11 protein-coding genes and 5 pseudogenes are annotated in these 14,386 nt (G+C 68.6%); 8 read left to right on the top strand and 8 right to left on the bottom strand.

All coding sequences use genetic code 11. From position 1 onward, the window contains the following. Positions 1-302 precede the first annotated feature (302 nt). Entirely contained in the window at positions 303-1,361 is a 1,059-nt protein-coding gene (locus ABZT12_RS24415) for a hypothetical protein (protein ID WP_356388269.1), read from the top strand. A gap of 398 nt (positions 1,362-1,759) precedes the next feature. On the opposite strand, the gene ABZT12_RS24410 is transcribed toward ABZT12_RS24415, so the two are convergent. The 5 genes and pseudogenes from ABZT12_RS24410 to ABZT12_RS24390 all read right to left on the bottom strand — a co-directional run. Beyond that, positions 1,760-2,827 (bottom strand): MerR family transcriptional regulator, encoded by a 1,068-nt coding sequence (locus ABZT12_RS24410; RefSeq protein ID WP_356388267.1) that lies wholly within the window; start codon positions 2,825-2,827, stop codon positions 1,760-1,762. A 198-nt stretch (positions 2,828-3,025) separates the two neighbouring features. Further along, positions 3,026-3,194, bottom strand: a pseudogene (locus ABZT12_RS24405) (IS5/IS1182 family transposase); the annotation flags it as partial. A 150-nt stretch (positions 3,195-3,344) separates the two neighbouring features. Continuing rightward, entirely contained in the window at positions 3,345-3,524 is a 180-nt protein-coding gene (locus ABZT12_RS24400; protein ID WP_356388265.1) for a hypothetical protein, read from the bottom strand. A gap of 6 nt (positions 3,525-3,530) precedes the next feature. Continuing rightward, positions 3,531-4,211 (bottom strand): polysaccharide lyase family 7 protein, encoded by a 681-nt coding sequence (locus ABZT12_RS24395; RefSeq protein WP_356388263.1) that lies wholly within the window; start codon positions 4,209-4,211, stop codon positions 3,531-3,533. A gap of 175 nt (positions 4,212-4,386) precedes the next feature. Then, positions 4,387-4,851: pseudogene (locus tag ABZT12_RS24390) on the bottom strand (GDSL-type esterase/lipase family protein); the annotation flags it as partial. Positions 4,852-4,996: 145 nt separating this feature from the next. Here ABZT12_RS24390 and ABZT12_RS24385 point away from each other — a divergent pair. Further along, positions 4,997-5,359 carry a hypothetical protein gene (locus tag ABZT12_RS24385; protein ID WP_356388261.1) on the top strand — a complete coding sequence of 121 codons (363 nt, stop codon included), beginning with the start codon at positions 4,997-4,999 and terminating at the stop codon, positions 5,357-5,359. A gap of 377 nt (positions 5,360-5,736) precedes the next feature. After that, entirely contained in the window at positions 5,737-8,073 is a 2,337-nt protein-coding gene (locus ABZT12_RS24380; RefSeq protein WP_356388427.1) for a Tat pathway signal sequence domain protein, read from the top strand. Positions 8,074-8,165: 92 nt separating this feature from the next. On the opposite strand, the pseudogene ABZT12_RS24375 reads toward ABZT12_RS24380, so the two are convergent. Then, positions 8,166-8,501: pseudogene (locus tag ABZT12_RS24375) on the bottom strand (DUF6233 domain-containing protein); the annotation flags it as partial. Between the two features lie 94 nt (positions 8,502-8,595). Between ABZT12_RS24375 and ABZT12_RS24370 the strand changes: the two are divergent. Next, a complete protein-coding gene (locus tag ABZT12_RS24370) occupies positions 8,596-10,782 on the top strand; it encodes an MMPL family transporter (RefSeq protein ID WP_356388259.1) in 2,187 nt (728 codons plus the stop codon). A gap of 183 nt (positions 10,783-10,965) precedes the next feature. On the opposite strand, the gene ABZT12_RS24365 is transcribed toward ABZT12_RS24370, so the two are convergent. Both ABZT12_RS24365 and ABZT12_RS24360 read right to left on the bottom strand, forming a co-directional pair. Then, complete coding sequence (locus tag ABZT12_RS24365) at positions 10,966-11,307, bottom strand: DUF3140 domain-containing protein (RefSeq protein WP_356388257.1); 342 nt, start codon at positions 11,305-11,307, stop codon at positions 10,966-10,968. A gap of 5 nt (positions 11,308-11,312) precedes the next feature. Continuing rightward, a complete protein-coding gene (locus ABZT12_RS24360) occupies positions 11,313-11,543 on the bottom strand; it encodes a DUF2945 domain-containing protein (protein ID WP_356388255.1) in 231 nt (76 codons plus the stop codon). A gap of 451 nt (positions 11,544-11,994) precedes the next feature. On the opposite strand from ABZT12_RS24360, the pseudogene ABZT12_RS24355 reads away from it, so the two are divergent. The 4 genes and pseudogenes from ABZT12_RS24355 to ABZT12_RS24340 form a co-directional block, all read left to right on the top strand. Beyond that, positions 11,995-12,246, top strand: a pseudogene (locus tag ABZT12_RS24355) (transcriptional regulator); the annotation flags it as partial. 33 nt (positions 12,247-12,279) lie between these two features. Continuing rightward, positions 12,280-12,520: pseudogene (locus tag ABZT12_RS24350) on the top strand (transposase family protein); the annotation flags it as partial. A gap of 413 nt (positions 12,521-12,933) precedes the next feature. Then, positions 12,934-13,143 (top strand): twin-arginine translocation signal domain-containing protein, encoded by a 210-nt coding sequence (locus tag ABZT12_RS24345; protein WP_356388253.1) that lies wholly within the window; start codon positions 12,934-12,936, stop codon positions 13,141-13,143. After that, the gene (locus ABZT12_RS24340; RefSeq protein WP_356388251.1) at positions 13,137-14,282 is read left to right on the top strand and encodes a hypothetical protein; all 1,146 of its coding nucleotides are present in this window, start codon (positions 13,137-13,139) and stop codon (positions 14,280-14,282) included. The genes ABZT12_RS24345 and ABZT12_RS24340 overlap by 7 nt, the downstream gene beginning before the upstream one ends. Positions 14,283-14,386 lie beyond the last annotated feature (104 nt).

Here is a 14,386-nt window from a genome sequence, read left to right as displayed (position 1 = left end):
AGATTGGGGACGCGGCCGGCGGGTGGTTGGCCTTTGAAATCCCCAGCTCTGCAAGAGGTGGGATTTGCAGCAGGAGCCGTAGTCGGTCAGGACGCGTTCCACGGTGCTCCCGGCCCGGGCGAAGAACATGCTGGACGCCGTCGCCCTGCCCACACACGTCCCACCACTTGCCACTCGGTCACCAGCGGCGCCGGGGGCGTCGGCGGCCACGGGCACGGCGTTCAGCAGTTCGGCCGCGCGGCCGGCGGCGGCCTTCGGCTCATCATCCGACCGTGTCAGTGCCCGGTCGCATACTGACGCCCATGCAGATATCGGCGTACACACTCAAGCAGGCCTGGCACCAGGTGTCAGCGGCCTCTGACGTGCTCCACGACGCGATGCTCCCGCCCATCGGCACCTCACCTGACCAGTACGAGCAGCACGTGGGCGAGTCGCACGGTCGTCTCTTCCTGGTCCTGGACGACGACGGCACGGCGCGCGGCCACATCGGTCCATATCGGGAGGTCTTCGTCACTCAGGACCTGGATCAGGTGCTGTACTTCGCCGCCGAGGACGCGGTCCGCGAGCTCGCCGAGCACATCGCCGCCCGGTCCCCGGGGCGCGGTCCGGTGGCCAATCTCGTCTCTGGGCAGGCCGAGCTGCTGGACCGGGTCAACCCCGCCTGGGGCAGCCGATTCCGCGACGGCGGCATGGGCGGTACGCAGCCCTTCGCCGCGTGCGGGCGCGACCCGCTGGAGCGCCTCGCCTGGATCGCTGACAGCTGGCGCGAGCAGGACCCCTACACCCACCTCGCCTTCTTCCGCGGCGAGAACATCAGCGCCGAACATATCGCCCTCCTCCACGGAGCCGACCCCGCACAGATCGCCGCCGGGACCCGCCTTGCGGATCTGCGCAGCATGGACGGCGGGACCTTCGACCACTGGGACATCGTCCGGGAAACCTGCTGCTACGGGCAGGCCGGCGACTGGGCGTTCCTGATGTACCACGAGACCCCCGGCTTCGGGCCCGATCCTGAGGCTCTCGCCCGCCTCGGTGTCACCGAGGCGGTGCACCTGAGCGCCACCTCGGCGAAGGCCATCTACACCTTCGACTACATGCGCGACGGCCGCCGTATCGACGACGACTGGGGCGTCCTGGAACTTATCTGGTACGACCGAGGCCGCGCCCCCTACTTCCGAGGCGGTCAGCTCGACTTCCTCAACCAGGCCATACGCCGTGCCGAATTGGACCACCCCGAACTCACCAGCGAGTTCGAGCTGTACTTCCACGCCCTGGAGGACGCTTTCGACCTCCAACTGCCCCGGCAGGACATTCAGGAGGGAACGGTCCGGGCCGCGCGGTGGACACGCCGCAACAGTTGACGATTCCATTCAGAGAGTCGACCGAGGGCCGTGGCATCTCATGGCAGCCCGCCTGCCCGCCTGCATGGTCCCGCCTCAACGGCTGCACAGACAGAGCTGCACGTCCGGACCCTCTTCCTGGCCACATGCCCAGGGTCCTCCTGGACGCGTCACCCGGCCAGGAGGGCGAGGGCGGCTGTTGGCCCGGCTGTGGGGAGGGGTGGCTGCCCGTGGTCGGCCCGACCACGCCCCGACCAGGCTGGCCACGCCGATGGTGCGGGGCCTGGTCGAGGCGGTCCGGTCGTGGCCTACTCCGGGGAGTTTTCGTTACCCGCACTGCTGGGGGACCGGCGGCATCACCGTTCCTGCCGGGGTCACCAGCGTTCTGGTGACGTTGAACGGCGCGGGTGAACGTACCGTCAGTCCTCCGGGCGGACCGGCATCAGGAGCGAGAAGGTGCCCTCGTCGTCGGGCCGGCGGATCGCGATCGGCGCCGTGGGGGCCCCGAGCTCCAGAAACAGTCGGTCCCGGGCTCCGGCGGTCAGCGCGTCCAGCAGGAACTCACGGTTGACCGCGACACGGTTCGGGTCGTCGTCGCTGTCCGCGCAGACGGCCACCGTGCCGCTGTCCTCCACCCTGAGCACGCTGAGGTCGGGCTCTCCCGCCTCGCCGGCACGGACAGGGCCGGTCTCCAGAGCCTTCCGGAAGGCCGCCACCTCGACAAGGGCGCGACGGCCGCCGACCGCCGGCAGAAGACGCCGGTAGTCGGGGAAGTCGTGGTCAAGGCACTGGCCGGCCGCCTGCCTGTCCCCGGCCTCCAGGGTCACGCGGCCACCGTCGATGCAGAGCCGCACGGATCCCTCACCGTCCGACAGCGCCCGCATCGCGTCGACGACCGAGGCGGGCACGATGACCTGCACTCGGCTCCCGTCGTGCCCGGCAGCACCGGCTTGCGCGACAGCCATTCGGTACCGGTCGGTCGCCACGACATGGAGGCTCTGGCCCTCGACGTCGAACAGGACCCCGCCGAGCATGGGCAGCTCCGGGTCGGTACTCGCCGCGAAACGGACCGTGTCCAGCGCGGCCGCCAGCTCGGGTGCGGCGATGGACAGCCGGACAGTGGCGACGCGAAGCGAGGTCATGACGTTCTCCCTGTGATCGAGTACTGCTCGGAGCGCGGAGAACTCGCTGCGGGCACCGGACAGCCCTTGTTCGAGGTGGCGCAGGTGTGCCTTGAGCAGCTTCCGGACCAGGTCGGTGTCCGCGCCGGACCAGCTGGCCAGCAGCAGCCGGATGTCCGCCAGCGGCATCCCGGCCCGGCGCAAGCGGGCCAGCACCCGGGCCTCCTCGAACTGCTCGGGTTCGTACCAGCGGTATCCGCTCACCGGATCCACCCAGGCCGGGACCAGCACACCGGCACGGTCGTAGAACCGCAGGGCACTCACGCCCAGGCCGCTGTCGCGGGCCATCTCGCCGATGCTGCGCATGTCGTTCTCCACACCCGGCACTCTGGGCCCTGCACAAGGTCGAGGGTCAATCCGGCTCCGGAACGCAACCTCACGGCGCCCAAGTAGCCAGCCCCCACCCCTGCGCGTGCCTCATCCAGAATTCAGATGACATACCGAAGTGATCACCACCGGTCGGCCCCCACGACACCACACGGCTGGAGCAGGTCTTGTCCCCGCGACCCGGTCCGGCCTGCTGCGCGGGCGGCCCACGCCCTGGCGCCGAACGCGTAAGCCGTCCAGCACCTGAGTGAACATCGGGCTGTCACCCCGCCGGGCGGGCCCGGTCGTCGGAGAGCAGATGCACCTCGCGGGTCAGCCCGCCCCGCGAACGTCCCAACGCCTCGCGCCCATCTGCTTCCTCGCGCGTCCCGCCCCTTTTCGCGGGTGATCGGCCGGAGGCTTGCGGGGCGCCCCGGCCGTACCGCTGGTGGCCGGTGGTTCCTGGTCCGGTGGCCGGAAACCCGTTCGGGCCCGGCCACCGGGTGAAGGGGCGTGCTCAGGACCAGTCGGCCGGTTCTGCGAGCGCGTAGGACGACGCGATCCGGAGGTTGTCGTGGTGGATCGTCAGTACGTCGGGGCCGCTGGGGGTGCCGTCCCGCCCGGCATTACCGGTCGCGCCGACCGCGCCTGCCAGAACGGTGCCGCCGAGCATGGTGAGAGCCTGTCGTCTGCGCACCGCCCGTCACCTCGTCCAGTAGTGGATGTTGCGGAAACGGGCCTCGGCACGGCCGGAACCGTGGTTGTAGACGCCGTTCTTGAAGTACCGGGTGGCGGGGCCCCGGTCGTCGACTGTCAGGACGAGGGAGTTGTCGAAGTAGACCTTGATGGTTCCGGTGCCGCTGCTCGCCTGGTGGGCGATCTTCACGTTGAACCAGCTGTCGTACGCGCCGGTCTTGAGCACCGTGCCGTCGTAGCGGCGCACCGTGCCACCGCCCGTGTCGTAGACGTTGAGCATGATGTCGGTCGCGGGGGTGCCCGAGGGGTGGACGCTGCGCAGGATCTGGACGAAGGAGGCGCCGTCGGTGCCGGAGGGGAGGTAGACGTCGGCGTCCCACATGTGGTTGCCCGTGGTGTAGTCGACCTTCCAGCGCATCTCCGTGCGCGGGTCGGTGGAACTGCCCTCCTCGAACGGCTCGTCGGTGGCGTACACCCACATGCGGTCGACACCGCCGCTGGAGCTGTGCCGGTCGCTGAGGTCGAGGTTCCAGGGCTTCTGCCAGCTGTAGGTGAACGAGGTCTGCGTCCAGCCGTCGGTCGGGGCGGCGGCCGGTGCCGCGGTGGCGTGCTGGGCCTGCGGCAGAGTGAGTGCGGCACCGCCGGCCAGCAGGCCGGCACCGGCCCGTAAGAGTGATCTCCTGTTCATCGTGCGTCCTTTCCGGTGAGTGAGTGAAGGTCGATCGCGTCGGCCATCGCCTGCAGGCCGGCGTCGTCGAGGTGCAGATGGTCGCCGGAGTCGAAGGCCGGCAGGATCGGTCGGGAACATCGGGGTCGCGGACGACGGTGTCGAAGTCCGCCACCGCGTCGAAGACGCCGCCGTACCGGATCAGGTCGTTGACGGACTGCCGTACCGTCTCGCGGGCCTCGGTCCAGCCGCCGTTTCCGTCGTAGGGGGTGATCGTGGCGCCGACGACTCGGATGCCGCGGGCGTGGGCGCGCGCCACGATCTCGCGGTACGCGGTCGCGAGGGCGGCTGGATCCGTCCGGTCGGGGCTGCCCTTGATGTCGTTGATGCCTTCCATGACGATCAGGGCGCGTACGCCGCTGCGGGAGAACACGTCGGCGTCGAGCCGGGACAGGGCGCTGGGGCCGGTGCCGTCCAGCAGCACGCGGTTGCCCGCGATGCCCGCGTTCAGCACGCCGAGGCGTTCGCGCAAGGGGAGTTGGCGCAGCCGGGCAGCGAGCCGGTCGGGCCAGCGGTGGTTGGCGCTCGCCGTCGATCCGGAACCGTCGGTGATCGAGTCGCCCAGGGCTACGACGCTGCCCGCGGCGTGCGCGCCGGACACGTCCACGCCGGTCAGGTAGTACCAGGAGCCGGTGGTCGCGGTGTACGAGGCTCCGTCCCGGTCCGCCACGTGGTCACCGTCCGGGGCGAGGATCGAGGTTTGAAGGGCGGAGCGGTGATACGTCGCCGGGCCCGAGTCGTTGGGCGTGTACAGGCTGACCAACAGGTTGGCGTTCGAGGGCACGCGCAGGGGGACCGGATCACTCACCGCGTCCCGGCCGGCCGGGACCGTGATGGACGCGGCGCCGCCGAAGGGGACCGAACGCACCGTTCCCGCCGTCGCGTTCGGGCTTTTCGGCGCGTCGGTCTCCTGTACGGCGAGCGTCGCGGTGCCGATTTCGAGGGGCACCGTGCCGAGGCGGTCGGAGAGCCGGACGCGGGCCGTGCGGCCGCCGACGCTGGTGTGGATCACGTTGCGCACCGATTGTTCCGGCAGTTCGGTGGCGGTGGCGGACGCGGCAGCCTTCCAGGTACCGGTCCAGGCGGGCCGGTCGATCGAGGGCTCGTGACGGCCGGCGCGGCCGCGCTCGCCGGAAACGGCAGCAGGGCCGCTGTCAGTGCCGGCAGGAGAGCCACGAGTAAGCGCCGGATCGTGACCTTGCGCATGAGGCGCCGTCCTTCCGGTGGGGGTCGGCCGCAGGCCGAACGCGGAACGGGGTGAGGAGCGCACTATGAGGAACGCGAACGCAGGCAACCGCAATACATCGGAGGAGTCAAGAACTTCGACACGTTAAATTGATGTGTGCATGAGGTCCTGAAATGCTTGTTATTGCCGCACTGTCAGTGGAATTCCATGCTTGCCAAGTTCGTTGACAGGCTCGCAGGCCGTGCCTAGGTTCACCGATACACCCGATGTATGAGTGACCGTAAGTTCTGGAGGACGATGATGAGTTCGCAGCCGGGGAAGCGCTCGCCGGTGCCCCGCAGAGTCGTACTCGGCACCGCGCTGGGGGGAGCGGCGGCGGCCCTGCCCGGGGGCACGGCCCACGCCGCAGAGCCCGTCCCGGCGGTGGCGTCCGACGGCACCGTCTCGGTGGCCCGGGCCGGCAGGAGCCCCTGGAAACTCCGCAGCACCATGGGCACCGACGGAGCCTGGGAAGAATTCCTGCGCGGCCAGGATCTGCTGTGGAGCCGACTGCCCACCCTCTGGTACGAAGGACCGTTCCTCGGCGACGGGCTCCTCGGCAGCATGGTGTACCAGGAGCCGGGCACGAACCAGGTCCGTTTCACCGTCCAGCACGGCCGGGTCCAGGACCACCGGCCCGAGTTCGGCAGCGGATGGGGCACCTGTCGGCTGCCGGTCGGCCACCTCACGCTCGAACCGGTCGGCACCATCACATCCGTCGACTGGCGGCTGAGCCTGTGGAACGCCGAGCTCACCGGCACCGTCACCACCACCGCGGGCACGCTCACCCTGTCCGCCTTCATTCACGACGAGGTCCTCGCCGCCCGGGTGACGGCCGGCGGCAGTGAACGAGCCACCTGGACGTTCCATCCCGAAGAGGCCCTCAGCCCCCGGCGCATCAGCGAAGCTCCACCCGCTGGATACATCGCCAACCCGCCCTGGACCACCCGGACTTCCGCCGACGGTACCGAGCAGGTGCTCCAGCCCCTCACCGGGGGCGGTCAGACCGCCACCGCATACCGCCGCAGCGGCCACGACCTGCTGCTCAGCGTCGGACACAGCTCACCCTCGGTCACCGCCGCCGAAACCGCCTCACTGCACAACCTCCGGCGGGCGACGTCGTACAGCGCCCTCAGACGACGGCACACCCAGTGGTGGCACGCGTTCTACCGCAAGAGTTTCGTCTCGTTCCCCGACCAGCGCCTGCAGAGCTTCCACTGGATCCAGCTCTACAAGGTGGCCTCCGCCAGCCGCGCCGGCGGCCCCGTCATGGCCACCTCCGGGCCGTGGCTGGAGCCCACACCCTGGCCCGCGGTCTGGTGGAACCTCAACGTTCAGTTGGAGTACTGGCTCATCCACGGCTTCAACCACCCGGAACTGGACTCGCTCGCCACCACGCTGCGCCAGAACCAGGAACAGCTCACCGCCAACGTGCCCGCCGCCTACCGCCCCGACAGTTCGGGCATCGGCCGCAGCTCCGACATGTTCGCCGACCGCGGTGTGGGCGAGCCGGGAACCGGCGCCGAGACCGGTGACCTCACCTGGGCGCTGCACAACGTGTGGCTGTCCTACCGGCACTCCATGGACAAGTCCCTGCTGCGCGACACGATCTACCCCGTGCTGCGCCGGGCGATCAACTACTACCTGCACTTCCTCACTCCGGGCAGCGACGGCAGGCTCCATCTGCCGAGCACGCTCTCGCCCGAGTACCCCGTTGTGCCGCCGCAGGACACCAACTACGACCTGGCCCTGATCCGCTGGGGCTGCCAGACGCTCATCGACTCCGCACAACTGCTCGCGGTCGACGACGAGTTGATACCACGTTGGCAGGAGGTGCTGGCCAGACTCACGCCCTACCCGGTCGACGACAACGGCTTCATGATCGGCGCCGACACCCCGTACGCACAGTCGCACCGGCACTACTCGCACCTGCTGATGGTGTATCCGCTGTACCTCGTCAACTGGGACCAGCCCGGCAGCCGCGACCTGATCGCGAAGTCGGTGACCCACTGGCACGCGCTGACCGGCGCCCACCGGGGCTACAGCTACACGGGGGCCGCCTCCATGTACGCGATGACCGGTGACGGCGACACCGCGATCACGTACCTGCGGAAGTTCTTCGATCCCACCACCCGCTACCCCTGCCGTGCCAACACGCACTACACCGAGGCCGGTCCGGTCATCGAGACGCCGCTGTCCGCCTCGCAGTCCCTGCACGACATGTTCTGTCAGAGCTGGGGCGGCGTGATCCGTGTCTTCCCCGCCGTCCCGTCCTCCTGGGCGGACGCCACCCTGCACGACTTCCGGACCCAGGGCGCCTTCCTGGTCAGCGCAGTCCGAGAAGCGGGGGCGACCCGGTTCATCCGGATCAGAAGCCTGGCGGGCGAGCCGCTCAAGCTCCGGCACGGCCTCACCGGGACCCTCACCGTGCTCCTGGACGACGGCACTGCGGCCCACACCCGTGATCTGGGCGACGGCACCCTCGCCATCGACCTGCCCCGGGGCCGCGAGGTGCTCGTCCACTCCGGTTCCCGCCCCGATCTCGTCATCGCGCCCGTCGCCGTCAGCGAGCCGGGCCCGGCCTGGGGTCTGCCGTAGCGGACCGGGGATGTCGGCGTGTCGCCGAGGCGGCCTGCACACCTCAACCAGTGCTCACCGGGCGGCAGTTGAGTGACGCTCAGCTGGGTGTCGGGTCGGCAATGGGTGCAGGCCCGTAGGCCTGCGGCGAGCAGGCGTCGGGCTTCGCCGCTGTCGACGGGGCGGCGGCGTTTGCCGATGGCGTAGCAGTCGCCGGCGTGGACTTCGGTGGGCGGGGCGCCGGCGCCGATGCCGAGTTCGGCGACCCAGTCCGGTGGTGGGGCCGACCGCCCCCTCGTCGGATGGCGCTGGGGGCTCGACGGCGGTCCGCCCCCGACCCGCTCCGTCCGGCGGCTGCCCCAACCGGAACCCCGGCTTCTCACAGGAGGGCGGGCCCGATGCAGCGAGAGTGGCGTGCGGTCATTACGATCGGAGCCCAAGACAACCATTCGACCGGCTCGTTGGGAGGGCCGGTCGGGGTCGCCGATGCCGGGGTCCGCTTCCCGGGCTGCGGTGATCTTCCTGTCCAGGAGGACCCCCCGCATGTTTCGACGTATTGGGATCACTGTCGTCCGACATCCGGTCTGGACGATCGTGGCATGGCTGATCGCGGCGGTGGCGATCGTCGCCACCGCTCCCGGTCTGCCCTCGAACAGTGACGAGAGCAGTTTCCTGCCCAAGAGTTACGAGTCCATCAAAGCGGCGAGTCTCCAGGAGAGGGCGTTCCCCAGCGCCTTCACCCCGTCCGCGATCGCGCTCTACCAGCGCACCGACGGCGGCAAGCTCACCGCCGCCGACAAGAAGGACGTCGCCCGGATCACCTCCGAGCTGGGCAAGAAGAACATCGACCAGGTGCAGAAGGTCGTCCCCGGCCAGCCGTCCGAGGACGGCAGGTATGCCCTGACCCTGGTCCAGATGGACAGCAAGAACGCCGGCCAGCCCAAGCAGGCGGACGCGGCCAAGGTGTTGCGGGAGGACGTCAAGGAGCTGGCCAGGGGCACGCGTCTGGACGTCAAGCTCGGCGGCTCCGCCGCGCAGGCACTCGACCAGCAGGATTCGTCCAAACGCGGCCAGGCGCTGATCGGCATCGGCACCTTCGTGATCATCCTGCTGACCATGCTGATCATCTTCCGGGCACCGATCCTGGCCGTACTGCCCCTGGTCCTCATAGGTGTGGTGGCGGCCATCGCCAACGGACTGATCGCCTACGCCACCAAGCTGTTCGGCCTGCAGGCCAACAGCTCGGTCTCGTCGATCCTGATCGTCGTGCTCTTCGGCGTGGGCACGGACTACTTCCTCTTCCTGATGTTCCGCTACCGCGAACGCCTGCGCGCCGGGGACGAGCCGAAGGAGGCGATGATCAACGCGGTCGGCCGGGTCGGTGAGGCCATCGCCTCGGCCGCCGGGGCCGTCATCATCGCCTTCTTCGCTCTGGTGCTGTCCACGCTGGGCTTCCTCAAGCAGATGGGCCCGGCACTCGCCATCGCGGTCGCCGTCACCCTGGTGGCGGGTCTGACCCTGGTCCCGGCCGTCGTCTCGCTCATCGGGCCGAAGGTCTTCTGGCCCTCAAAGTCCTGGCAGCGTGAGCCGGAGAACGCCCGGTTCGCCGCCCTCGGCCGCGGTGTGCAGCGCCGCCCGGCGCTGACCGCGGCGGTCTCCGGCCTCGTCCTGATCGCACTGTCCCTCGGCATCTTCGGCTACAAGGCCACGTTCGACCTGGCGTCGGGCTCCATGCCCAAGACCAAGGAGTCCATGGTCGTCCAGGACACGATGCAGAAGGCGTACTCGGCGGGCGCCGCCGCACCCACCGACGTCTACCTGTCCAGCACCGACGGCAGCCCGTTGGACAAGGCCGCCTTCGACGCGTACGCGAAGAAACTCGGAGCCGTGGACGGGGTCGCGAGCGCGCGCATGACCCAGCTGAACAAGGACGGCACGACCGCGGACTTCACCGTCACGCTGAAGTACGAGGCGTCGACGGACCAGGCGATCGACACAGTGGGTAAGGTGCGCGACGTCGCACACTCCGACGCGCCCGAGGGCACCGAGGCCCTCGTCGGTGGCATGTCCTCGATCTACAAGGACATCGACACCGCGGTCAACCACGACTACCGGACGGTCTTCCCCGTCGCCGCGATCCTGATCATGGTCATCCTGGGGTTGCTGCTGCGGAGCGTGGTCGCCCCCTGGTACCTGATGGCCTCGGTGGGCCTCGGCTTCGGCGCGACCCTCGGCGCCACCGTGTGGATCTTCCAGGAAGGGCAGGGACACTCGGGACTGATGTTCATGCTGCCGGTGATCATGTATCTCTTCGTGGTCGCCATCGGCACCGACTACAACATCCTCATGATCGCCCGGCTCCGCGAGGAGGCCCGCGAGGGCCGCGACCCCCGCGAGGCGGCCGGCATGGCGGTGAGGCACGCCGGGCCGACCGTGGCCGCGGCGGGCTGCATCCTCGCGGCGACCTTCGCCACGATGATGCTCGCGGGCAACGCGCTGCTCACGGAGATGGGCTTCGCGGTCTCCTTCGGCATCGCGGTCGCCGCCTTCGTGATGGCGATGTTCTTCACGCCGAGCCTCACCGCCCTGATCGGCCACGCGGCGTGGTGGCCGGGACACGCGGACCGGGCACAGGAGACGGCAGCCGCCGCAGGACCGGACCAGTCCGAGCCGATCCCTGACGAAGACCGGGACAGGGTCGCTCCCGATCCGTCGGGCCGGCGCGGCTGACGGCCGGTACGACGTGACGGGGCCGCCGGGCCACCCGGCCCGGCGGCCCCGTCGACCGTGGGACCGGTGGGGCCGCCGCGGCGACCCCGCGACGGGCCGGAAGAGGCGCGGTGTCCGGCGTCTGTCACTGTGCCGTCACCCACCTGGCGGGCGACGGCACAGTGCGCTTCTGACCGTGGGGTGCTACTTGGCGCTGTCGAGGGGGTCGTGGCCCCAGTTCATGAGTGAGTGACGCCAGGTGGTGTCACGTACGTCGCCGGACGGGCGCTGCGCCAAGTGGCGGTGAACGTAGCCCACCACCTTCTTCATGTGCTGATAGTCCGGGTCCGACAAGTCGCTCTTGTCGGTGCGCAAGATGTCGACGATCCGACGGCCCGAGGCGTGCCCGGTCGACTCGCCGCCCCCGTCATGCTGGCCCGCGTCGCGGGACTCCTTTGTGCCGAGCCAGTCGGCGAGCCGGGACGGCGTCATGTTGACCACCTCGCGGAACTCCTCCCAGGTCTGGCGCTTGGCGTCCGCTTCCACCTCGCCTACTTCTTCTTCTTGAGCGCCGAGGGCTTGTGAACGGCCGAGCGCCCGGACCTGTCACTGCGCACCTCGTACTGCGGCTCGTCGGGTGAGGCGTCCACGGTCCGCCCGGAGGACGTGGTCCGTTCGGTGATCTTCTTCTCCACGGTGCCCTCCGTCTGGCTGCCGTGGCTGCTCCAGGCCACCTTGTCGTCCTTGCCGAGGTTCTTCTTGCGGCCGCTGCTCTTGGCCATAGCGGTTCTCCTTCGGTGAGACCCCCTGTCCACCCTGCTGAGTGCTCGTGCGTCGCGCAAACCGCACCGTTTTGTCGCGGCCCGCGCCACGGGCCGGGTCAGGCCGTAGCCATAGCCGTACACACGCCATCCGCGCGGAGCCGTACACTCCCGACCTGCCCGAGGGATTCCCGTGCGCAGCCGATGCGCCCGCACCGTCCGATTGACCATGATCGCCACGTTGGCGCGGGCAGGTTGGGAAAGCTCACTGAGTGCCAGGCGCTGAAGAACGAGGTCGCCTGCCCCTCCACCATGGCACGCGGAGATCATTGCGCGAGGACTCCTCAGCCGGGTACATCCATGCGCTGTGTGCCGATGACCGACAGCAGCCGCAGCGTTTCCTGTGGTATCACCAGCCAGGGAATGCGCCGATACGCGCGCCGGGACCGGCCGGGCGCACACCACCGTTGACCGGCGCCTGCGCGCCGCCGCCGCCCGCTACCCCGACGACCGCGAGGTGGCCCCGCTGGTGAGGGACCTCCTCGCCGGCAGCGCGGAGTTCGCCCGGCTGTGGGCCGCGCACGACGTGCGCCCCGAGCCCACCCTGCTCAAGACCGTCGATCACCCGCTGATCGGTCCCCTCACCCTCAACTGCACTTTCCTCGACGTAGCCGGCCAGGACCAGCAGATCGTGCTCTTCACGGTCGAGCCCGGCTCTCCCGCCCGGCACGAGTTCGCCACGGCCTCCACCGACAGCCACGGGGTGAACGTGCAGCTCCTCGCCGACCCCTCCGGCCGACCGCGATGGGCCTCACCGACCCTGCCCGGCGCTGCCCGGTTCCGTCCACGACATGCGCGCGGCCCGCCAACACGGCGGCGTCGACGTCCTCGCCGAGGCCGACGTCACGTGCTGGGCCGACAAGGGCTACCGGGGTGCCGGCGGCACCGTACGCACCCCGGACTGGGGACGACGGCAGACCCTGTCCACCGGTCAGCGCCGAGCAACGCACCACGGAACAGGGACATGTGAATTTGACTCACCGGCAACTCGACTGTTGCGACCCGTTGGCCCTGGTGTTAGCGTCTCACGTCGTCGGGTTGTTCGACAATCCAAAGACGGACCCAGGGTGAAAGAGTCTCCCAACAGGTGGGCGCGGCTGCAGATTTCAGTCGAATGCACCCAAAGTGCATAGCGGTCGAACCGTCTGGACACATGTTCACCAGCGCATTGTCTGACAACAGTGATGCCGGGTGCAGGCATGCAGGGTCACCTGGCAGACGAACACGGCTGGGCCTCCCGCGTGTGTGTCCGAGCCGGGCGCCGCCAACTCGGCCGCCGCACAAAGCGGTAGGTAGTACCGCAGACCGCATCGAAGAATTGGTGTGAAGACAACAGAGGGAGAAGACTCTTATGGACGCCCTGCACCGCCGAGATTTCCTCAAGCGCAGCGCAGCGACAGGGGCCACCCTGTCAGTCACCGCAGTTCTGGCGGTGCCGGCAGTGCGGCCGCGGACGCGACCACCACCGTCACGCAGGTCCTCGGCCACGTCGACAGCGCCAACATCGTTGTCTACGATCCCGGCACGAGTGACGAGAGGTCCAAGATCTGCATCGTGGTGATGTACGGCAGCTCAAGGGAGACCGACGCTCTGCCCAGCGCTTCGATGCAGAGGTTCGCCGCGATGGATTACCGGGCAGCCAACTGCGCCCCGCAGGACGGCTACTTCATCGACCAGGTGCAGTATCTGAGCAACTGCATCGACTGGATCAAGTCGAACATCAAGGGTGTGGAGAAGGTCGTCCTCTGGGGCAACAGCCGCGGGTGCAACCTGACCAGTGCCTACCAGAGGATCGCCGAAAACGGTGCGGCCACCTTCCAGGGTGCCGGGATGTTTCTCCCCATCCCCGACATGACGCTCACTCCGGCCGACGGCATCATCCACTGCGACGCCAATCACGGCTTCATGGTCAACTGTCTGGCTTCACTCGCAACCAATCTCGTGAGTGACGACAGTGTCATGGAACGCACCAAGGAACTCGATCCGCTGCGCGCCGAGAACGGCTATCTCGGCAATGGTGTGGCCCACTACGACGAAGAATTCTGCAAGAAATTCTGGAGGGCTCAAGCCAGGCGTTACAACCGGCTGCTCGACGACGCCAAGAAGCGCTGGGAGAAAATATCAGCCGGCAAGGGCATGTTCTCCGATGATGAGCCCTTCACCGTCGTGATGGGCTTCGGCAATGTCAACGCCTACCAGCTGTATTCTCACGACAGGCGTTTCTACAGCAGGACCAAGGGCAAGCGAAAGCTGCTGCACAAGGACGGTTCCATCACCACCCAAGTCGTGCCCAGTCTCCTTGAGCCCGTTGGTGACCCCGGCAACTTCGAGGCCATGCAGTACTCTTACCGCACCACGGTCAGCGAGTTTCTGTACCTCGGCATGCACGTGGACGAGGAGAAGTTCGGCTACAACGAGAGCGAGCTCTTCGGCGTTGACTTCGACAACAACTTCAGCAGCGCCAACGGCAACGCCCGCCACATCACCGCGCCGACCCTGGCTGTCGGACGTACAGCGGGTTCTGAGTTCGAGGTCGCCGAATGGATTTACAACGACTCCATCGCGCCGAAGAAGGACCTCATCTTCATAGAAGGGGAGACCCACGGCGGCGGCAACCTCGATCCGGCCAAGTACGGCGACGTCGTGAGCCTTGAGAACAACTACATCGACCAGTGGTTGCAGGCCACGTACTCGGATTGACGGCTCGCCGGCCTTCCGGTGCGCTGGTTGCGCCGGACGAGACGGGCGGCGGCCTCGGGGTGTCGTCCAGGCCGTAGGCGACCGAGAGAGCGCCGGCTCGACGA

It is taken from the genome of Streptomyces sp. NPDC005423 (genome assembly GCF_040606415.1).
GTDB lineage: Bacteria > Actinomycetota > Actinomycetes > Streptomycetales > Streptomycetaceae > Streptomyces.
Note: the sequence above shows the minus strand (reverse complement) of the source record. Positions and strands in the feature narration are given on the sequence as shown.

Bases quoted from the DNA above. Each gene is read 5' to 3' on its own strand.
- ABZT12_RS24415 (WP_356388269.1), top strand. From the start codon at position 303: ATGCAGATATCGGCGTACACACTCAAGCAGGCCTGGCACCAGGTGTCA.
- ABZT12_RS24410 (WP_356388267.1), bottom strand. From the start codon at position 2,827: ATGCGCAGCATCGGCGAGATGGCCCGCGACAGCGGCCTGGGCGTGAGT.
- ABZT12_RS24395 (WP_356388263.1), bottom strand. From the start codon at position 4,211: ATGAACAGGAGATCACTCTTACGGGCCGGTGCCGGCCTGCTGGCCGGC.
- ABZT12_RS24380 (WP_356388427.1), top strand. From the start codon at position 5,737: ATGAGTTCGCAGCCGGGGAAGCGCTCGCCGGTGCCCCGCAGAGTCGTA.
- ABZT12_RS24370 (WP_356388259.1), top strand. From the start codon at position 8,596: ATGTTTCGACGTATTGGGATCACTGTCGTCCGACATCCGGTCTGGACG.
- ABZT12_RS24360 (WP_356388255.1), bottom strand. From the start codon at position 11,543: ATGGCCAAGAGCAGCGGCCGCAAGAAGAACCTCGGCAAGGACGACAAG.
- ABZT12_RS24345 (WP_356388253.1), top strand. From the start codon at position 12,934: ATGGACGCCCTGCACCGCCGAGATTTCCTCAAGCGCAGCGCAGCGACA.